The following is a 20,381-nucleotide window of genomic DNA, read 5'->3' on the forward strand; positions in this document are numbered from 1 at the left end:
AGTACTCTTACAGGTCGACCATGAAACCGGCGCCGATCGACTTTTGCGAATAGTTGTAGTCGATCAGGCTCTGGCCATAGCCGGAGAACAGCTGCAGATAGCCTTTCAGGTTGGCTTTCAGCGGGAAAGCCCAGCTGGCCTGCATGGAGCCATGCTTCTTGCTGAAATTGCGGCGGGCCGTGACGGCGTATTCATGACCCTTGTTGCGATAGCTCAAGCGTAAATCGCCATGTCCCATGTAATCGATGATGTCGATATTATCATTGTCGTTCGCGCTATTGTCGAGGCGGTGCCACACGCGCGCCGTGATGGCCAGATTGTCTTTTTCCATGCCCAGCTCGGCATATACGCGGTTCCAGCTGCGCGACAGGGTCGAGGTCTGGCCGTTTGACTGGTGCACCAGGCCGAAGTTCAGGTAATTGAATTCCAGGCCGGCCAGATTCTTGTTGATCGGCATGACCAGCATCAGTTCTGGCTGATAGTTCGTCTCGCGGAACGGGCTCGAGGCCTTGCGGTTGTACGCCTGCCAGAAGCTTTGCTGCGTGTAGCCAAACCACATGTCGATCGGCGTGCCGGCGATGTCTTCCAGCATTTTCATCTTAAAGCTCAGCTGGAAAGTCAGCTCCACATGCTGGCTCTTGATGCCGCCCGGCGTGAAATCCTGGAACGGTTCGTCATTGGAAGCGTTGCTGTAATTGGCCAGCAACAGATACGTGTCGCGGTGGGGGCGGAAGTTGAACAGGCCGCGTTTCGACGCCTCGTTCAATTCCCACGATTGCTGGGTGCGCGAAATCGGCGTTTCCGGCGGCGCCGCGCCAGCCTGGGCGATGGCGGGAATGGCGGCGTTGACGGCTTCCGGCGTGGCGACGCCAGGCGGGCTGATGAGCGTGAGGGGCGCGACCTCGGCGGCAGCCGCCAGGGTCACGGCCGCCGTCGCCGGATCGCCGCCGGCGGCGATGGTGGCTTTTTCCGCCGCCTTGGCCAGGGTATCGAAGCATCCCAGGCGGGCGCTGGCGTCACCGAGCACGGCGCAACGCTGCATTTGCTGCTCCAGTTCGCCGGCCATGGATAGCGCAGGCGACGCCAGCAGGGAAGAGAGAATTATTTTTCTTAGTTGAATAGTCATAGGCTGTGTGGGGCATGTCGTTCGGTGCGCACCTGGGCTGCATGCCGGCGGCGTCGCCTTGCATGGCAGGATGCCATGCATATTGATACTGATTAATCTTTGTTGATTTAGTACTTATGAAAGTATAGCTGAATCCGCAATTAGCCCCGGTGCGCCTGACGTGCGCGCGGCGGACAGTGTTGTGTGCATGGTAAACGGCCCGCTGCCGTGCCGCCAAAATCGATGTCTGCTACACTGGAAAACCGGCGCAAACCCTGGCGTGCCGGGGCTAGCCATGGAGATTGTGATGACCCGCAAAACACCTATCGAGCGCTACCGCAACATCGGCATCAGCGCCCATATCGACGCCGGCAAGACCACCACCACCGAGCGCATCCTGTTTTATACGGGGGTGAATCACAAGATAGGCGAAGTGCACAATGGCGCCGCCACCATGGACTGGATGGAACAGGAGCAGGAACGCGGCATCACCATCACCTCGGCCGCCACCACGGCTTTCTGGAAAGGCATGGCCGGCAATTTCCCCGAGCACCGGATCAACATCATCGATACGCCGGGCCACGTGGATTTCACGATCGAGGTCGAACGCTCGATGCGCGTGCTCGACGGCGCCGTGATGGTCTATGACGCCGTCGGCGGCGTGCAACCGCAGTCCGAGACCGTCTGGCGCCAGGCCAACAAATACCACGTGCCGCGCATCGCCTTCATCAACAAGATGGACCGGGTCGGCGCGGACTTCCTGCGCGTGCGCCAGCAGATCGGCGCGCGCCTGAAAGGCGTGGCCGTGCCCATCCAGCTGCCGATCGGCGCCGAAGAGCATTTCACGGGCGTGATCGACCTCCTGAAAATGCGCGCCATCACCTGGGATGACGCCAGCCAGGGCGTGCAGTTCAGCTATGGCGAGATTCCCGCCGAATTGCAGGCGCAGGCGCAGGAGTGGCACGAGCACCTGGTCGAGCATGCGGCCGAAGCCAGCTCCGAGATGACGGAACGCTACCTGAACGGCGACACCTTCACCGAGGCCGAGCTGAAACAGGCCTTGCGGGCGCGCACCATCCGCAATGAAATCGTGCCCATGCTGTGCGGCAGCGCGTTTAAAAACAAGGGCGTGCAGGCCATGCTCGATGCCGTCATCGAATACCTGCCGTCGCCGATGGAAGTGCCGCCCATCATGGGCCATGACGAGCACGACAACGAGGTGGAGCGCCATCCGACGGACGACGAGCACTTTTCCGCGCTGGCCTTCAAGATCATGACGGACCCGTTCGTGGGCCAGCTGACGTTCTTCCGCGTGTATTCGGGCGTGGTGAACTCGGGCGACATGGTCTACAACCCCACCAAGAGCGCGCGCGAGCGGCTGGGGCGCATCCTGCAGATGCATGCGAACGAGCGCAAGGAAATCAAGGAAGTGTATGCGGGCGACATCGCCGCCGCCGTGGGCCTGAAGGCCGTCACCACGGGTGACACCCTGTGCGCCATCGACCACATCATCGTGCTGGAAAAGATGATCTTCCCGGAACCCGTGATTTCGCAGGCCGTCGAACCGAAGACCAAGCCCGACCAGGAAAAGATGGGCATCGCCCTGAACCGCCTGGCGCAGGAAGACCCGTCGTTCAAGGTGCACACGGACGAGGAGTCGGGCCAGACCATCATGTCGGGCATGGGCGAGCTGCACCTGGAAATTCTGGTCGACCGCATGCGCCGCGAATTCGGCGTCGAAGCGAACGTGGGCAAGCCGCAGGTGGCTTACCGCGAAACCATCACGCGCACGGTGGAAGATGTGGAAGGCAAGTTCGTCAAGCAGTCGGGCGGACGGGGCCAGTACGGCCACGTGGTGCTGAAACTCGAGCCGCTCGAACCCGGCACGGGCTACCAGTTCGTCGACGCCATCAAGGGCGGCGTGGTGCCGCGCGAATTCATTCCCGCCGTCGACAAGGGCATCGCCGAAACCCTGAAATCGGGCGTGCTGGCCGGCTATCCCGTGGTCGACGTGAAGGCCACCTTGACCTTCGGCTCCTACCACGACGTCGATTCGAATGAGAATGCCTTCCGCATGGCCGGCTCCATCGCCTTCAAGGATGGCATGCGCAAGGCCGCTCCCGTGCTGCTGGAGCCGATGATGCAGGTGGAGGCGGAAACGCCGGAAGAGTTCATGGGCAACGTCATGGGCGACTTGACGGCCCGGCGCGGCATGGTGCAGGGCGTCGACGACATTCCCGGCGGCGCGGGGCGCATCGTCAAGGCCCTCGTGCCGCTGGCCGAGATGTTCGGCTATTCCACCACCCTGCGTTCGCTGACCCAGGGCCGCGCCACTTACACGATGGAATTCAAGCACTATGCGGCCGTACCCAAGCATATCCTTGACCAGGTGGCGGCGGCGGGGAAAACCAAATAGAGGCGGGTAGGTCGGATTAGCGCGCAAGCGCGTCATCCGACGCCACCACCGGCAACGCCAACGATGTTGTCGGATGACGGCCTGCGGCCTGATCCGACCTACGCATCAATTCAGAAGATTCTGCGCAATGATGGTATCGGCGATCTTTTCCGCCTCGGCCACCGGCTGGCCCAGCGCCTTCGTCGTGTAGACGGTCGACGCCACCATCGGCTGGTCCAGGGTCGCTCCTTCGCCATGGCTGGTGTCGACCGTCACGGTGGTGGACAGGCCGATGCGCAGCGGGTGGGCCGCCAGTTCCTTCGGGTCCAGCGCGATGCGCACGGGCACGCGCTGCACCACCTTGATCCAGTTGCCCGTGGCGTTTTGCGCCGGCAGCAGCGAAAATGCGCTGCCCGTGCCGGCCGACATGCCCAGCACCTTGCCGTGATACACCACCTTGCTGCCATACAAGTCCGTTTCGATGGTGGCCGCCTGGCCGACGCGGATATTGCGCAATTCGGACTCCTTGAAGTTGGCGTCGACCCATAATTGATCGAGCGGCACGATGGACATCAAGGGCGTGCCCGGCGTCACGTGCGAGCCCAGCTGCACGCTGCGCTTGGCCACGTAGCCGGAGACGGGTGCGAGCACGGCGTTGCGGCGCACGGCCAGCCACGCCTGCACCACGTCGCCCCTGGCCGACAGCACGGCCGGATGGCTGGACAGGTTCACGCCGGCCACGCCCGACTTGGCGGACTCGGCCTGGCGCTGCGCCACCACCAGGGCCGCCTTTGCATCGTTGACGGCCTGTTTCGCGTGGGCCAGGTCTTCGCCGGAAATCGTCTGGTCCGCGGCCAGCGGCGCGCGGCGCGCCAGATTGCCCTGCGCCGTGGCCAGGGCCAGGCGGCGCTGCCCGATGACGGCGTCGTACTGCGCCACGCTGGAATACCGTTCGCGTTCCTGGCGCACGACGTTGCCCAGTCGCGCCTCGGCCTGGCGCAGGGCCAGGTCCGCATCGATGCCGTTCAGGGTGATCAGCGGCGCGCCCGCTGTCACCATCTGCGTCTCGTCGGCGCGGATTTCATCGACATTGCCCGTTACCTGGGCGGACAGGGTGACCAGGTTGCCGCCCACATAGGCGTTGTCCGTGACTTCTTCCTTGGCCAGCACCAGTTGATAGTAGGCGGCCCAGGCTACGCCGGCCACGACAAACGCGGCCGTGATGGCCATCAGTACGGCCTTGCGCTTGCCCGGTTGTTCGGCTGGGGTGCTTGTTGCTGTGGTATCGCTGCTCATGATGTGTTCCGTAATCGATGGTTATTGTTGGGCGGTGGCATTGGCGGAAAAGTCGCTGCTGCCCCGGTAGCCGCCGCCCAGGGCCACGGTCAGGCCGATTTCCGCGTTCTGGCGCTGGTTTTGCAGCTGCATGCCCAGGTCCACCTGGCCGCGCACGGTCATTTCCGCGCTGAGCTGGGTGGCGCGGTCGGCCAGTCCTTGTTTCAGACGGGCATTCGCATTGCGCAGCTGCGCTTCGCTGGCGCGCAGGTTTTCCTGCTGCAGGCGCAGCTGGTTTTCCACGCCCTGTACCCTGGCGCCGGCCTGCGCCACGTCGCGCACGACGTTGTAGACGTTCTGGTTGTAGTCGGCGATCAGTTCATTGCGCTCGCTGCGCGCGCCGGCAAGCTGCGCCTGCAGGCGGCCGCTGTCGAACAGGGGCAGCGACAACGCCGGGCCGATGAACAGGGTGCGGCTGCCGGACTCGAGCAGCTTGCCCAGCTTGATGGCATCGAGGCCGAACGAGGCGCCGAGGTCGATATCGGGGTAAAACGCGGCCTCGGCCGCCTCGATGCCGCTCAGCGACGCTTGCACGCGCCAGCGCGCCGCCTGCAAGTCGGGCCGGCGCGCCAGCAATTCCATGCCCAGCTTGCCGGGCAGGGCGTGCGGCAGCGCCTGTGCCTCCTTCGGCTGCAGGCTGGCCAGGGCCGTGCCATCCGCGCCCAGCAGCGCGCGCAAGGCTTCGCGCTCCATGACGATCTGCGTTTCCAGCATGGCGATCTGCTGTTGCAGCAGGCTCAGCCGCGTTTGCGCGGACAAATGGTCGTCGCTGACGGCGAGGCCGTTGGCGATGCGCTTTTCCTTGTCCGCCACCAGTTGCTGCTGCAATGCCACCAGCGCATGCAGGTTGTCCATGCGGGCCCAGCCGTTTTGCATGCTGAAATAATGTTTGGCGATTTCGGCCGCCAGCATCTGCTCGGCCATCGCGTACTCGGCGCGGCGCGCGTTGACTTCGCCCAGGGCGGCCGCGATCTGCGCCTTGTGCCGGCCCCACCAGTCGAGGTCGTAATGGGCTTGCACGCCCACCGTCGCTTCATTGTAGTAATTGCCGCCGATGGGGGCGGGCATCAGGCCGTTGCCTGAATAGCGCTGGCGGTTGGCGGCGGCGTTCACATCCACGCGGGGGCCGCGCTCCGCATGCCGGGCGTCGAAGGCGGACAGGGCCGAGCCGATGCGGGCATGCGCCACGTCCAGGCCCGGGCTGGCGGCCAGCGCCTGCTCGACCAGCTGATCCAGCTGCGGGTCGCGGAACTGGCGCCACCACTGGGCCGCGGGCCAGCCTTCGCTGGCCAGGTGGATGTCGGCCGCCAGCTGGACGGTGGCCAGGTCTTGCTGCGGCAGCCGTTGCGCGTCGGGCGGGATGCTGGCGCAGCCGGCCAGGGCCAGCGATACGCTGAGGGCCAGTACGCCGAGGGAGAGTTTCATAGGTGTGTGCATGAGAGTTATTCCATGGCCGCGTGGTCGACCACGACCGGCGCATTCTTCTTCGGTGGTTTGATCAGGAGCAAGAGCGGCAACACGAGGATGGTCAGCCACATCATCAGCCAGAAATCGTCGAGGTAGGCGATCATCGACGCCTGCCGCGTGATTTCGCCATTCAGCGCCGCCATGCCGGTGCCCGTGCCCAGGTCGAAGACTTGCGCGATGCCGGGGTCGTGCAGGGCGGGGTTGGCGATATTGATGTGTTCCGTCAGGGACGCATGGGCAATCTGCGTATTGCGCACCAACAAGGTTTGCACGAGGGCGATGCCGATGCTGCTGCCGATATTGCGCACCAGGCTATAGATGGCCGTGCCTTCCGCCCGCATCTGCGGCGACAGCGTGGCAAACGTGGCCGCGCTCAGGGGCACGAAGACGAGGCCCAGGCCGATGCCCTGGATGATGCCGTTCCACACGACGGTCTTCGGCACGAGGTCCAGCGTGAAATTGGCCATCTGCCACAGCGAGAACGCCGTGATGGAAAAGCCCACGCCCAGCAGGATGCGCGTGTCGATTCTGCCCGTGAGCTTGCCGACGATCAGCATGGCCATCATCGTGCCCAGGCCGCTTGGCGCCGTCACCAGGCCGGCAATGGCCGCCGGGTAGTTCATCAAGCCTTGCAGCATCGACGGCGTCAGCGCGCGGGTGGCAAACAGCACCAGGCCGACGATGAAGATGAACAGCAGGCCGCTCACATAGTTCGAGTTCTTTAACAGGCGGTAATCCAGGAAGGACTTGCCGGCCGGGCGCAGGGCCGTATGGGCGATGAAATAGCACAAGCTCATGGCCAGCACGATGGCTTCGATCCACGTTTCCGTCGAGGAAAACCAGTCGTTCTGCTCGCCACGGTCCAGCAGCATCTGCAAGGCGCCGATGGACAGGCTCAGGGTAGCGAAACCGAACATGTCGAAATTCATGCGGCGGTTGGGCGGGTCCTTGCGGATGTAGCGCCAGATGCCATAAAAGGCCATGGCGCCGATCGGGATATTGATGAAGAAGACCCAGCGCCAGCTGTAGCTGTCCGTCAGCCAGCCGCCCAGGGTCGGTCCCAGGATGGGGCCTATCATCACGCCCATGCCCCAGATGGCCATGGCCGAGCCGTGCTTTTCGCGCGGATTGATGTCGAGCAAGACCGCCTGCGACAGCGGCACGAGGGCCGCGCCGAACACGCCCTGCAGCAGACGGGCGGCGACGATCTCGGACAGGGTGCCCGACAGTCCGCACAGCACGGAAGCGAGCGTGAAGCCGGCCACGGAGACGAGGAAGGTGTTTTTCTGGCCGAAACGGTCGCACAGCCAGCCCGTCAGGGGCGTGGCGATGGCGGCGGCGACGATGAACGACGTCAGCACCCAGGTGATCTGGTCTTGCGAGGCGGACAGGCTGCCCTGCATGTGGGGCAGGGCGACGTTGGCGATGGTGCCGTCGAGCGCCTGGATGATGGTGGCGAGCATGATGGAAATCGTGATCATGCGCCGGTTCAGCGTGGGATCTTGCGCAGCCGGTACGGAGGACGCGGCAGTGGCCGAACTCATGCGGATTTCTCCGTGGCCGCCTGCAAGGCTTCCAGCAGTTCGGTGGCGGCCCGCAATTGTTCTGGGTCAATGCCTTGCAACAGTTCCTTGCGGAAGCCGTCCGCTTCCTTGCGCACCGTGTCATACACCTGCATGCCCGCGTCGGTGAGGACGACGAGTTTCACCCTGCGGTCCGTTTCCGATGGCTGGCGCTGCACGAAGCCCGATTTCACGAGCCGGTCCAGCATCGACACCATGGTGGGGTTTTCCACCCCCAGCTGGTGCGCCAGCTCGCTTTGCGACGGCGGCTGCGGCGACTTGGCGATCATGGCGATGGCCATCCAGCTGGCCTGTCCCAGGTCCAGGTCTTTCAGGCGCCGGTCGATCGCATGGCGCCAGCCGCGCGCCGTCTTGTGGAGCGCGGCGGAGAAACGCTCTTCGATAGAAATCATAAAGTAAGTCGTCTAATAGTTAGGTATCGAACTAATATTTTAGCATGCAGATGTGCGCCGCGTGCAGGCCTTTCTGTTTTCCCACGCCGCTGTTACATTAGTGCCAGTCCATCACCTTCAGGAGACAGCATGACGACCGCAGAACAGAAACAGGAAGGACAGCACCGTGACGGCAGCGACTTTGTCATCACGCAAACTTTCGACGCGCCGCGCGAGCTGGTGTTTCAGTCGTGGGTGGAGCCGGAGCGCCTGGCCCAGTGGTGGGGCCCGGTGGGCTTCGAATTGAGCGTGCTGGCGCTCGACTTGCGGCCGGGCGGCATTTTTCATTACGGCATGCGCGCCGACAATGGTTACGAGATGTGGGGCAAGTTCACTTACCAGGCTATCGACGCGCCGGAAAGGATCGTGTCGATCCTGTCGTTCGCCGACAAGCAGGGCAATGCCGTGCAGCACCCCGTCAGCGCCACGTGGCCGCTGGAATCGTTCAATACCATGACGCTGACCGAAGAGAACGGCAAGACGACGATGACCCTGCGTTCCACGCCGCACAAGGCGACGGATGAGCAGCATCGGACTTTTGTGGAAGGGCATGAGTCGATGACGGAGGGCTTCAAGGCCACGTTCGGCCAGCTGGCGCAGTACCTGGCACGCGTGCAGTGATCTGGCGCGGTTTCGTTGAAAACGGCGGGCCGGAGTCGCGGGCCTGAGAAAACGGCCATGGCCATTTTCCCGGCACGCCGGGCCCGAAGTGCCTGGGTTGGCAGCGGGAGCCTGCCCGGCTTACTCCTGTCTGCCCGTTTGGTGTTCGCCGGCAAGCACCGACATGAACGCGGGCAGGTCGCCGCCGTGCCTATGTGTGCGACAGAATATTGATGAGCTTGCCGAAAGGGTCGCGCACGAAAAAGCGCCTTACGCCCCAAGGTTCATCGACTGGGCCATATTCAATGGGAAAGCCTGCCGCAGACATGCGTGCCAGTGCCGTATCGACGTCATCGACTTCAATGGAAAGGTCGGGCACGGCAGTGTTCGAGCCGCCTTCCGTCGCGAAGCTCACCTGAACGCTCATCTCGGTCTGCAAACCATATGTCCTGATCCAGCCGTGATCCATTAACAGGCTGAGACCCAGCACTTCCTGGTAAAAAGTCCGGGCCAGCCCCAGGTCCGGCGCCGGGAAATTGGCCACTATCCGCATGACTTGCATATTTTTCCTCACTGCCAAAGATTGAACAATTCAACACACGCCTCTAAGCGTCAGTTTTGGCTATGCCAGCCTCCAGCAAGCTGTGGCAGGCCGAGAAAATCTCGTCGACACAATCCTCCGCCGCAATGCCAAAACACTGGTGCCCTGTTTGTTCGTGCGCCAGCACCGTGAAGTCTTCCAGCGATGGAGGGTGTCCGAGCTTTCCTGCGATGGTTGCTATCAGGGCGCAGCCCTGGTTGGCATCGAGCGACCTGTCCAGCACGTCGCGAGCCAGAAGAAGGGCGTCACCGATGGTTTCATACTGCCTCATATCGTTCCGTTCGCATTCATGGCCGCTCCGGCTATTGGCAGTGGAAACTTCTTATGAGAAAGAATGACATTCCCATGCTTCATTGGTTTGCCGTGTTGCCAGGATGCATTCTCGAATCGCACATAGTATTCCTTGCTGTGGGCGGCACTGACCAGTTTGCTTAACATCCGCAAAAATTCATTGAGTGAAAAATGGGCGCGATCAAAGTCTTGCGGGAAGAAGGTAAGTTCGCAGAATATGCTCCCTGCGGCGTCCCAGTAGAAGAACGCCTGAATGTGCTTGGGATTGCTGCCATCGTCCCATAGCGTCGACAGTGCGCCGGTGCGCTGTTCCAGGAAGCGGGCCAAGGCCGCGTATGGAATGTCTTCGCCGCTGTAGGTCTTCGCCTGCCTTAGCTGCCAGTAAGCAGCCAGAACATGGAGGACGCCGATAGCACCAGACGTCGAGATGCATTCCTCAAAGTTGATGTCCCGGCAGGAGCCGTCATCATCCAGCAGGGCAGCCTCGACAGCGTTCAACATGGTTTGTTCATTGATTTTCATGAATGATTTGCGCATCCAGCACCTTGAACACCGTTTCCCCAGAGACAGACGCAATGCCCCACGGCTGCTCCGTACTGACCCGCGCCAGGCGGCGTCCCGCCGCATCCACCCATATGCTCTCGACGATACAATCGATGTGCCCCGGCTGCGGATAGCTGCTGTCCGCCTGCAGGTCGGCGGCACTGACCATGGGCACTTTCTCGGTAAAGGCATGTTGCTTGCCATTCGCATCGATCAGCACGCACGCGACCCAGCCTGGAAAGGCGTCGTCGACATGGCGTTCTATCTGCACGGACAGGCTGGCCACGCGGGGAACGGTCATGACTCATCCCGCTTGGCATCGCGCTCGCGGCAGCTCAGGGATGCATAGTGCCCCTTGGGGACCTTGTTCCTGATCGCCACCGCGCGCAGTTCATGCGCCAGATCAACATGATCGCTCAGGGTGCAGCGGTTGGCGCGGGCAAACTGTTTCAGCTTCCGGGTACTGCCATGCACCTTCACCGTGACTCCCGCACCGGGGCTGACGCAGCAGCCGATGTATTGCGTGATGTATTCCTCCTCGATCAGCACCAGTTCATGGCCCAGGAAGGGGGCTGGTGTCTTCAAGAGGTAGTAGTCGGTGTAGTCGGCGCGCCGGTTGGGCTTCTTGCCGACCAGGCCAGCCCGCATATAGGCCTCGATGGCCTGGCCGGACGTGCCCGTGCGCTCGGTCGTGCCCTTCTTGAGTTGCAAGGCATGCAGCAAGCCGCCTTCCAGCGACGGGGTGTCGGCGGCGAACGCCATGACGGAGCAGGCGGCAAGCACGGCACAGGCGATGGCGTGTTTCATTGTGCTGCCATCCCCAGCATCTGTTTGATCACCGGCAAGATCATCCGCCACGCGGGCGACGTCGCGGCGATTTCGTCGTAGTGGCTGGCGCCGGGCAGTATCAGTACTTCCGCATGGTCGCCGGCCAGCTTCGCCTTGGCCGCATAGTCGTGCGCGACGCGGGGCGGCGAGATGGTGTCGAGTTCGCCCGTGGCCAGCACGGTGCGGCTGCCGTTGGGCATCAGGTCGGCCGCGTTGGTATCGCTGTAGATGTCGGGACGATCATTGCTGGCGCTGCCCGCCAGTTGCACCATATCGCGCTCGCAGCTGCTCTTGATCAAGTCTTTCTCGTGGCGCAGGTCGGCCAGGCCGCCGAGGCTCAGGATATTTTTTACTGGCAAGAACTTGTCGCGGTACAGGGGGCTGGTACGCGGCAGTTTTTCACGCCCGGCGATCCATTGCACCAGCTGCCCGCCCGCCGAATGGCCCATGGCCACGATGCGGCTCGTGTCGAGCTGGTACTGGAGCGCATGCTGTTGCAGGCTGTCGAGCGCCGCGTGCATGTCGTCGTAGGTGCCGGGATAGCCGCCGCCTGCCTCGTCCACGCGCCGGTACTCGACATTCCACACGGCGATGCCCTGCGCCACGAGGGCGCCGGCCACGTTGCGCATCTGCGTGATGCCGCCGAACGCCACCGTCCAGCAGCCGCCATGCACGAGCACGACGACGGGAAACGGTCCGCTGCCTTCGGGCCGGAACAGCTGCGCGTACTGCGACGGCGCCGCGCCATAGGCGATCCGTGTCGTGGGCGCGGGGCCATGCAGGGCCAGGTAATCGTCCAGGCTCATGGGAGCGGCGACGGCGCCGTGGCTGGCGGCAAGCAGGGCGGTGGCGATCAGGGAGGACGGCAGGGACATGGTCATGTGCGATTACGCTTGAGAGAAGAGCAACACTCTAGCATAGGCTGGCGCGCTCATCACTCCCGGAGATGCGGTTTTCTCCTATGGGAAGCGTTGCCCCATGGTATATTTCGGGCATCAGTTACCCGCTTATCGACACGGTGCACGCAAACAACATCATCACATTGCTGGACGCCGAGCATCGCGCGCTGGGAAGCATCGCCGCCGGTGTCGACCTGGCCCATGCTTTGGAACATTTGCTGCTGGCGCTGGAGTCGCAGTCCGACGAAGCCATGCACGCCTGCCTCGTCCTCATCGACGAGACCGACCGTTTTTGCGGCCTGGCCGCGCCCAGCCTGCCGCAGGACCTGTGCCTGGCCTTGCGCCACGGCGGCGAACAGCCATCGCCGTTCAGCACGGCCGCCTTTTCCGGCGCGCCCGCATACTGCGGCGACATCACGCGCGACTTGCAATGGAGCGCCGGGCGCAAGGAAGCGGTGCTGCATGGCTATCGTGCCTGCTGGGTCGCTCCCGTGTTCGGCGCCAGCGGACATATCCTGGGCGTGCTGGGCTTGCTGTTCCAGGCGCCTTGTCACCCGACCCAGCCCGAGATCGAGCTGCTGGCGCTGGCCGCCCGCGTCGCCTCGCATGTGATCGAACGGAGCCAGCTGGAACGGCAGCTGCACGACAGCCGCGAACACTTTCACTACGCCATCGAGCTCAATACCCAGGTGCTGTGGACGGCCGACATAGACGGCAAGCTCGACTATGTGGCGCAGCGCTGGCGCGAATGGACGGGGGGCAGCGGCCTGGGCACGAGCTGGCTCGAGGCCCTGCATCCCGAGGATGTACCCCATTCCCTGGCGGCATGGAGCGAAGCGGTGGGCAGCGGCCAGCCGTTCGAGGCGGAAATGCGCGTGCGCCGGCAGGACGGCCAGTACCGCTGGATGCATACACGCGCCTTTTGCCGGCAGGATGAACGGGGCAATCCCTTGAAATGGTATGGCTCGTGCGAGGATATCGAAGAGCACTGGCAAGCGCGCAATGCCTTGCTCGACAGCGAAGCACAGTTCCGTTCGCTGGCCTCGACCATGCCCAACCAGGCCTGGCTGGCGCACGGCAACGGCGCCACCTACTGGGTCAACGAACAGGTCTGCGCCTACACGGGCCAGTCCATGAAATCGCTCGTGGCCAGCGGCTTTCGCTACTGCGTGCATCCGGACGATATGCAGGCCACGCAGCAAAGCTGGGAGCGGGCCGTCAGCACGTCCAGCGCCTATGAATACGAGTTCCGCATGCGCCGCGCCAGCGACGGCCAGTACCGCTGGTTCCTGGCGCGCGCCTTGCCCCTGTTCGACGAGGCCGGCAAGGTGCTGCGCTGGGTGGGCACCAACACGGACGTGCAGGAACAGAAGAACGTGCTGGAAAAGATGGCCTACCTGAATTCCTCGCTGGAAGTGGAGATGGCCAACCGCACGGCCGACCGCGACCGCATGTGGCGGCTGTCGACCGATATCATGCTGGTGGCCGACATGAGCGGCATGATCATCGCCGTCAATCCCGCCTGGACGGGCATCCTGGACCGGCCGGAAATCGAATCGCTGGGCATGGATTTCATCAGCCTCGTGCATCCCGAGGACCGCATGGCGGCCTTGAAGGACCTGTCGCGCCTGGCCCATGGCGCGCCGACCCTGCGCATGGAAAACCGCTACCGGCGCCGCGACGGCGGCTACCGCTGGATTTCCTGGACGGCCGTGCCGGCGCAAAAGCTGATCCACGCCATCGGCCGCGACGTCACGGACGAGAAAGAGGCGCGGCTGGCGCTGGTGCGCAGCGAGCAAGCCTTGCTGCAGGCGCAAAAGCTGGAATCGATCGGCAAGCTGACGGGCGGCGTGGCCCACGATTTCAATAACGTGCTGCAAATTATTTCCGGCAACCTGCAGCTGCTGAAGCTGACGGTGGCCGACAACCCGCAGGCGGCGAAACGCCTCGATTCCGCCGCCTCGGCCGTCGAGCGCGGCGCCAAGCTGTCGTCGCAATTGCTGGCCTTTGCGCGGCGTCAACCGCTGAAACCGCTGGTGACGGACCTCGGACGCCTGCTGCGCCGCATGCATGAGCTGATACGCCGCGCGCTGGGCGAGGCGGTGACCGAGGAAACCTTCATCAGCGAAGGCCTGTGGCATACGCTGGTCGACCCGAACCAGATGGAAAACGTGCTGCTGAACATGGCCATCAACGCACGCGACGCGATGGAAGGGGGCGGCCGCCTGACGTTTACCTTGAGCAATGTCACGCTCGACGCCGCCTATGCCAGCCTGCATGCGGACGTACTGGCGGGCCAGTATGTCTTGCTGACCATCACGGACACGGGCCACGGCATGGAGCGCGACGTGATCGACCAGATCTTCGAGCCGTTCTTCACCACCAAGCGCGAAGGCGAGGGCACGGGCCTGGGCCTCTCCATGGCCTACGGCTTCATCCGCCAGAGCGCGGGCCACATCAAGGTGCACAGTGCGCCGGGAGCGGGCACGACCTTCAAGATATATCTGCCGCGTTCGCTGGAAAAACTGGCCGAGCCACCGCCCGGCCTGGCCGGACCCGTGCTGGGCGGCGGCGAGACCATCCTCGTGGTGGAAGACGACGCCCCCGTGCAGCACACGGTGGTCGACATGCTGCGCGGCCTCGGCTACGACGTGCTGCACGCGGACGACGGCGCCTCGGCCCTGGCCCTGCTGCGCAGCGGCGTCGCCGTCGACCTGCTGTTTACGGACGTGGTCATGCCGGGTCCCGTGGGCAGCAAGGAGCTGGCGCGCCAGGCGCGGCTGTTGCTGCCGGAACTGGCCGTGCTGTTTACCTCGGGCTATACGCACAACGCCATCATGCAGGGCGGCCGGCTGGACCCGGGCGTGGAGCTGCTGAGCAAACCGTACCGGCGCGAAGACCTGGCCCGCACGGTGCGCCACCTGCTGGCCGACCGCCGCCTGGTGGGCGCGCCCGACCCGTCCGGGCGACGCATCCTGCTGGTGGAAGACAATGACGATGCGCGCGAAATGAGCACGGAAATGCTCAACATGCTGGGCCATACCGTGTATGGCGTGGCCAGCGCCGAGGACGCCTTGCCCCTGCTGGCCTTGCCGGGCCTCGACGTGCTGGTCACCGACATCAGCCTGCCCACCATGTCGGGCCTGGAACTGGCGCGCCATGCGCGCGAGCACTGGCCGCAGCTGGAAGTGATCTTCGCTTCCGGCCACGACTGGGGCGCCAGCCTGATGCAGGACGCCAGCGCGCGTTTCCTGCGCAAGCCGTTCAGCCTGGAAGAGCTGGCCGCGGCCCTGAAGGCGCGCCGGCCCGGGACTTAAGCGCCTGTCTTGCCGGGCGGCAGCAGGACCTGCTGCAGCTGTTCGAGGGTAAATGGCTTGACGAGGAAGCGCGCCGCCGGGTCCAGCACGCCGGAATTGGCCGGCGCATGGCCCGTGGAAAACACCACTTCCAGCCGCGGATGCTCGCGCGCCACCAGTTCGGCCAGTTCGACGCCCGACATGTGCGGCAGGCTGATGTCGGTCAGCAGCAACTCGAGTCCAGGCGTGCCCAGCAGCGGCACGGCTTCCTCGGCCGTGCCCACGGCCAGCACCGCATGCCCGAGCATGGCCAGCAGTTCGCCCGTCATGGCGCGCGCGTCCGCATTGTCTTCCACCAGCAGGATATGACGCGTGCCGGGCCGTGCCCCGGGCAGCGCGGGCGCGGCCGGCTGCGGCGCCAGCTGCGCGCGGTATTGCTGCAGGCCTGCCACGTGGCGGCCGTTGGCCAGCAAATGGCGGATGCGCCGCGCCAGGTCTTCGCGCCGGTAGGGCTTACTCAGCAGCTCCACGCCCGGTTCCAGGCGGCCGCCCTGCATGATGGCATCCTGCGTGTAGCCCGAGGTAAACAGCACGGCCAGTTCCGGCAGCAGCAGCCGCGCCTGGCGTGCCAGCTCTGTGCTGGCCACCTTGCCCGGCATCACCACGTCCGTAAACAGGAGGTCGATGGGGATGCCGCTGCCGATGATGTTGAGCGCGCTTTCGCCATCGCTGGCGCGCAGCACGAAATAGCCGAGGCCGCGCAGCATGTCGACCACCGTCGTCTGCACCTGCAGGTCGTCTTCCACGACGAGGATGGTTTCCTTGCCGCCGAGCACGGGTCCACCGAGCTGCAGCGGCAGTTCGGATTCCGCTTCCAGCGAACGGGGCAGGTAGATGCGGAAGGTGCTGCCATGGCCGGGCACGCTGTCCACCTTCAGGTGGCCGCCGCTCTGGCGCAGGAAACCATACGCCATGGACAGGCCCAGGCCCGTGCCTTCGCCTTCGCGCTTGGTGGTGAAGAAGGGCTCGAAGATCTTGTCCAGCAGCTCGGGCGGGATGCCCGTGCCCGTGTCCGACACGGCCAGCTGCACATAGTCGCCGGGCACCACATCCGCATGGCGGGCCGCATAGGCGCTGTCGAGCACGCTATTGCTGAGCTCGATGGTCAGCTGGCCCTGGCCCTCCATGGCGTCGCGCGCATTGATGGCGAGGTTGAGGATGACGTTTTCCAGCTGGTGCGGGTCGACCAGGGCGCGCCAGGCGCCTTCATCGAGCAGCAAGCGCGTGTCGATGGTCTCGCCCGTGGCGCGGCGCAGCAAGTCCTCCGTCGAGCGCAGCAGGTGCGCCAGGTCCGTCACCAGCGGTTTCAACGGTTGACGCCGCGCAAAGGCCAGCAACTGCGCCGACAGCTTGGCGCCCCGTTCCACGGCGGCCGTGGAGCTGGCGATGCGCCTGGCGGCCAGCGGATCGTCGCCCACGGTCATCTGCAGCAGCTGCAGGTTGCCGGAAATGATTTGCAGCACATTGTTGAAATCGTGGGCTACGCCGCCCGTCAGCTTGCCCAGCGCTTCCAGCTTTTGCGACTGCAGCAGCGCCGTCTCGCTGTGGCGCAAGGATTCCTGCATGCTGCGCAAGGTGCTTTCCGCCTCCTTTTCCAGGGTGATGTGGCGCCCCGTGGCGAACACCAGGTCGCCTTCGGGCGCGGCCACCCAGGACAGCCAGCGGTGGCCGCCGTCGCGGTGGCGGTAGCGGTTTTCAAAGCTGGGCATGGCTTCCGGCGTCACTTGCGCCACCTGCGCCAGCGCCCGGCGCGTGGCGGCGGCATCCTCGGGCAGCACGAAATCGAACACGCTGCGGCCCAGCATTTCCTCGGGCAGCCAGCCGAGGATGGCGGCCGAGGCCGGGTTGACGGCGGCGAAGCAATATTCGGCATCGACGGCCACCATCAGGTCGTGCGCGCTGCGCCACAGCCTTTCGCGTTCGCTGTTGCGTGCCGCCAGGTCCGCTTCCAGCTTCTTTTCCACGCTGATGTCGCGCGCGCTGCAATACACCTTGTCGCCCTCGGGCACGGCCACCCACGACAGCCAGCGCCAGCCGCCGTGCTTGTGGCGGTAGCGGTTCTCGAAGCGCAGCGCCGGCTGGCCCTGGTTGGCCGCCTCCCATGCCGCATAGGTGCGCTTCAAGTCGTCAGGGTGGATCAGTTCCAGGAACTTCGTCGTGCGGATTTCCTCTTCCGACCAGCCCAGCGTGGCTTGCCAGGCGGGGTTCGAGTGCTCGAAATAGCCGTCGAGGTTGAGCACGCCCAGCAGGTCGGGGCTGACTCGCCAGGTACGGCCGAATTCGCGCGTGCGCTCGGCCACCTGCTGTTCCATGTTGGCACTGAGCAGGCGCAGCTGTTCTTCCGCCTGGGCCCGCAAAATGGTCGACCAGACCCGTTCCGACACTTGCACGGCCAGTTCGATCTCGTCCGCGCGCCAGATGCGCGCGGCGCGGCTGTGGACGACGAACAGGGCCGCCAGCCGGCCATCCTTGGCGATGGGAATGTTCAGGAAGGCGCGTATGCCCAGCCGCGCAAACGTGGCCAGCGCGGCCGGCGCGGCCGTGCGCGGGTCGCTGGCAACGTCGCTGACGGCCAGCGCGTGGCCGGCCGACAGGGTGTCGGCCAGTCCGGCGGCATAGTCACCGAGAAAGTATTCGCCGGCGGCGCCCGGCGCCAGGCCATCGCTCCATGCATGTTGCAGGGTGGGGCATTGCAGGGTCTGGTCAATGTCGAAACAGGCGACCTGCTGCGCGCCCAGGCGCTGGCCCAGCATTTGCGCCGACAGGGCGAGGATGGCGCCCGTGTCGTGCAGCAGGCGCAGCCGGCGCTCCAGTTGCAGCAGGAAGGCCACGCCGCTGGGGCCGGTGGTGGTGCGGTGTTCCGTCATGCCAGCCTCAGCTTCCTGCCAGCGGCAGGGTGACGCTGAACAGGGCGCCATTGCCGGGCTGGCTTTGCAGGGTGATGGCGCCGCCGTGCGCATCGACCAGCTGCTTGGTGATGAACAGGCCCAGGCCCAGGCCGCCCGAGCGGTCCTGGTACATGACGCGCTCGAAGGCGTCGAAGATGCGTTCCTGGTCCTTGGCGCTGATGCCGATGCCATGGTCGCGCACTTCGATGACGGCGCTGTTCTGCGTGTGCGCCAGGCTGATTTCCACGGGCTGGCCCTGGCCGTAGCGCAAGGCATTGCTGATCAGATTGACAACGATCTGTTCCACGCGGAAGGCATCCCAGTAGCCTTGGATGGGCTCGAAGGCCAGCACTTCGAGCACGCTGCCCGTCGTCGCCGCATAGTGGGCCAGATCGTCGGCCACGCGGCGCACGAGGCTCGCCAGGTCGACCGGCTCGCGGCGTATCGACAGCTTGCCGCTGGTGATGCGCGAAACGTCGAGCATGTCGTCGATCAGGCGCACCATGCTGCGGATCTGGCGACCGTCGCGGGCCACCATCTTGTTCAGCTTATCCGCTTCGAAGGCGGCCAGGTTGCCCCGCTCCAGGTTGACGGTGCGCATCTGGGTTTCCAGGAACAGGGTGTTCAATGGCGTGCGCAATTCGTGCGCCACCATGGACATGAATTCGTCGCGCAGGCGCAGCGAGCGCTGCAGTTCGGCCTGCGTGGCGCGCAATTCCTTGAGCAGCGCTTCCTGCTGCTGGCGGCTGTACTCGAGCGCCTGCACCTGGCGCCGCGTTTCGTTGCGCTGCTGGTGCAGGGCGACAAACACGTTGACCTTGCTTTGCACGGCATTGATGTCGAGCGGCTTGTGCAGGAAATCGACGGCGCCGCTCTCATAGCCCTGGAAGGCGAAATTCATTTCCTTGCCGGCCGCCGTGACGAAGACGATGGGGATGTGGCGCGTCTTTTCCGTGCCGCGCATCAGTTGCGCCAGTTCGAAGCCATCCATTTCCGGCATTTGCACGTCGAGGATGGCCAGCGCGAAATCGTGTTCGAGCAGCAGGGCCAGCGCTTCCTCGCCCGAGGAGGCCTGGTAGACGCTGCGGTCGCTCTCGCGTATCAGCGCATTGAGCGCGCGCAAGTTTTCCGGCAAGTCGTCGACGATTAATAATTTGGTACTGGTTTCAGTCATCATGTGTCATTCCTGGCATGGCTTTGCCGTCCAGCGTAAGAGGGCGCGGCGCGCGATGGCGCGCGTTTGCGGTAGAGTTTTTCGACGCCGGGCAATGGCTCGAACTCGGTGGAAAAACGGGTGAAATGCGGACTTTCCTTGCTGCCCAGCCCCAAGAAGCCCCGGTGGCACAGCGATTCATGAAACAGGCCCAGCGCGCGGTCCTGCAGTTGCTTGTTGAAATAGATCAGCACATTGCGGCAAAGCACCAATTGCGTTTCAACAAAGACGCTGTCCGTCGCCAGGCTATGGTCGGCGAAATTGATCTTGTCGAGCAGTTGCCGGGGGAAGCGCGCCGTGGCGTGCTCGACTGTGTAGTACTCGGCCAGCTGGCCCAGGCCGCCAGCTTCCCGGTAGTTGTTGCCATACTCTTCCATCCGGTGCAGCGGATACGTGCCGCGCACGGCCGTGGCCAGCGCCTGCGGGTTGATGTCGGTGGCGTAGATGCGGCTGCGCTCGAGCAAGCCTTCCTCGTGCAGCACGATGGCCAGCGACAACGCTTCCTCGCCCGTGCAGCAGCCGGCCACCCAGATGGTTGGCGACGGGTAGGTTTTCAGCACGGGCACGACATCTTCGCGCAAGGCGAGGAAAAAGGCGGGGTCGCGGAACATTTGCGTGACGGGCACGGTCAAAATCTGCAGCAGCCGGCCAAAGGCGGCAGGGTCTTCGATCACCAGCTGCTGCATGGCGGGCAGGTCCGCGCACTGGAAGCGGTCCAGGGCGTGGTTCAGCCGCCGGCGCTGCGAGGGCAGCGTGTAGTCGCGGAAGTCATAGCTGTAGCGCTGATAGATGGCTTCCATCAGCGCCTGCAGTTGCGCATCCGTGTGGCGCGCGGACATCAGTGCC

17 protein-coding genes are annotated in these 20,381 nt (G+C 64.4%); 3 read left to right on the forward strand and 14 right to left on the reverse strand.

The window, feature by feature from the left end; genetic code table 11:
• Positions 1-7: 7 nt before the first annotated feature.
• On the reverse strand, positions 8-1,066 hold the full coding sequence (locus O0880_RS12070) for a phospholipase A (RefSeq protein ID WP_083411784.1): 1,059 nt from the start codon (positions 1,064-1,066) through the stop codon (positions 8-10).
• Between the two features lie 346 nt (positions 1,067-1,412).
• On the opposite strand from O0880_RS12070, the gene fusA reads away from it, so the two are divergent.
• Positions 1,413-3,521, forward strand: coding sequence for an elongation factor G (gene fusA / locus O0880_RS12075; RefSeq protein ID WP_071323564.1), 2,109 nt, complete (start codon positions 1,413-1,415; stop codon positions 3,519-3,521).
• A 105-nt stretch (positions 3,522-3,626) separates the two neighbouring features.
• Here fusA and O0880_RS12080 read toward each other — a convergent pair whose 3' ends face one another.
• The 4 genes from O0880_RS12080 to O0880_RS12095 are packed head-to-tail and all read right to left on the reverse strand — an operon-like array spanning position 3,627 to position 8,277.
• Complete coding sequence (locus O0880_RS12080; RefSeq protein ID WP_289886665.1) at positions 3,627-4,796, reverse strand: HlyD family efflux transporter periplasmic adaptor subunit; 1,170 nt, start codon at positions 4,794-4,796, stop codon at positions 3,627-3,629.
• Between the two features lie 21 nt (positions 4,797-4,817).
• Positions 4,818-6,260 (reverse strand): efflux transporter outer membrane subunit, encoded by a 1,443-nt coding sequence (locus O0880_RS12085; RefSeq protein WP_289886666.1) that lies wholly within the window; start codon positions 6,258-6,260, stop codon positions 4,818-4,820.
• 17 nt (positions 6,261-6,277) lie between these two features.
• The gene (locus O0880_RS12090; protein WP_289886667.1) at positions 6,278-7,846 is read right to left on the reverse strand and encodes a DHA2 family efflux MFS transporter permease subunit; all 1,569 of its coding nucleotides are present in this window, start codon (positions 7,844-7,846) and stop codon (positions 6,278-6,280) included.
• Positions 7,843-8,277, reverse strand: coding sequence for a MarR family transcriptional regulator (locus O0880_RS12095; protein ID WP_289886668.1), 435 nt, complete (start codon positions 8,275-8,277; stop codon positions 7,843-7,845). Before O0880_RS12095 ends, O0880_RS12090 begins: the two co-directional genes overlap by 4 nt.
• Before the next feature lie 129 nt (positions 8,278-8,406).
• Here O0880_RS12095 and O0880_RS12100 point away from each other — a divergent pair, with 129 nt between their 5' ends.
• Entirely contained in the window at positions 8,407-8,937 is a 531-nt protein-coding gene (locus tag O0880_RS12100) for an SRPBCC domain-containing protein (protein WP_289886669.1), read from the forward strand.
• Positions 8,938-9,127: 190 nt separating this feature from the next.
• Here the strand turns inward: O0880_RS12100 and O0880_RS12105 are convergent, their stop codons facing one another.
• From O0880_RS12105 to O0880_RS12130, 6 genes are read right to left on the reverse strand one after another with little or no spacing between them, the layout of a single operon-like run.
• Positions 9,128-9,478, reverse strand: a complete 351-nt coding sequence (locus tag O0880_RS12105; protein WP_071323570.1) for a VOC family protein — start codon at positions 9,476-9,478, stop codon at positions 9,128-9,130.
• A 43-nt stretch (positions 9,479-9,521) separates the two neighbouring features.
• Positions 9,522-9,788, reverse strand: a complete 267-nt coding sequence (locus tag O0880_RS12110) for a hypothetical protein (RefSeq protein ID WP_289886670.1) — start codon at positions 9,786-9,788, stop codon at positions 9,522-9,524.
• Complete coding sequence (locus tag O0880_RS12115; protein ID WP_289886671.1) at positions 9,785-10,330, reverse strand: hypothetical protein; 546 nt, start codon at positions 10,328-10,330, stop codon at positions 9,785-9,787. The genes O0880_RS12110 and O0880_RS12115 overlap by 4 nt, the downstream gene beginning before the upstream one ends.
• The gene (locus O0880_RS12120; RefSeq protein ID WP_289886672.1) at positions 10,317-10,652 is read right to left on the reverse strand and encodes a hypothetical protein; all 336 of its coding nucleotides are present in this window, start codon (positions 10,650-10,652) and stop codon (positions 10,317-10,319) included. The genes O0880_RS12115 and O0880_RS12120 overlap by 14 nt, the downstream gene beginning before the upstream one ends.
• Positions 10,649-11,158, reverse strand: coding sequence for a hypothetical protein (locus tag O0880_RS12125; protein WP_289886673.1), 510 nt, complete (start codon positions 11,156-11,158; stop codon positions 10,649-10,651). The genes O0880_RS12120 and O0880_RS12125 overlap by 4 nt, the downstream gene beginning before the upstream one ends.
• On the reverse strand, positions 11,155-12,060 hold the full coding sequence (locus tag O0880_RS12130) for an alpha/beta hydrolase (protein WP_289886674.1): 906 nt from the start codon (positions 12,058-12,060) through the stop codon (positions 11,155-11,157). The genes O0880_RS12125 and O0880_RS12130 overlap by 4 nt, the downstream gene beginning before the upstream one ends.
• 137 nt (positions 12,061-12,197) lie before the next feature.
• Between O0880_RS12130 and O0880_RS12135 the strand changes: the two genes are divergently transcribed.
• Entirely contained in the window at positions 12,198-15,395 is a 3,198-nt protein-coding gene (locus tag O0880_RS12135) for a PAS domain-containing protein (protein ID WP_289886675.1), read from the forward strand.
• Here the strand turns inward: O0880_RS12135 and O0880_RS12140 are convergent.
• The 3 genes from O0880_RS12140 to O0880_RS12150 are packed head-to-tail and all read right to left on the reverse strand — an operon-like array spanning position 15,392 to position 20,374.
• Positions 15,392-18,301: a PAS domain-containing protein gene (locus tag O0880_RS12140; RefSeq protein WP_289886676.1), complete on the reverse strand. Its 2,910-nt coding sequence runs from the start codon at positions 18,299-18,301 to the stop codon at positions 15,392-15,394. The genes O0880_RS12135 and O0880_RS12140 overlap by 4 nt on opposite strands.
• A gap of 7 nt (positions 18,302-18,308) precedes the next feature.
• Positions 18,309-19,496: a hybrid sensor histidine kinase/response regulator gene (locus O0880_RS12145; RefSeq protein ID WP_289887351.1), complete on the reverse strand. Its 1,188-nt coding sequence runs from the start codon at positions 19,494-19,496 to the stop codon at positions 18,309-18,311.
• On the reverse strand, positions 19,496-20,374 hold the full coding sequence (locus tag O0880_RS12150) for a CheR family methyltransferase (RefSeq protein WP_071323576.1): 879 nt from the start codon (positions 20,372-20,374) through the stop codon (positions 19,496-19,498). The genes O0880_RS12145 and O0880_RS12150 overlap by 1 nt, the downstream gene beginning before the upstream one ends.
• Between the last annotated feature and the right edge of the window lie 7 nt (positions 20,375-20,381).

This window comes from Janthinobacterium sp. SUN118 (genome assembly GCF_030397695.1).
Classification (GTDB): domain Bacteria; phylum Pseudomonadota; class Gammaproteobacteria; order Burkholderiales; family Burkholderiaceae_D; genus Janthinobacterium.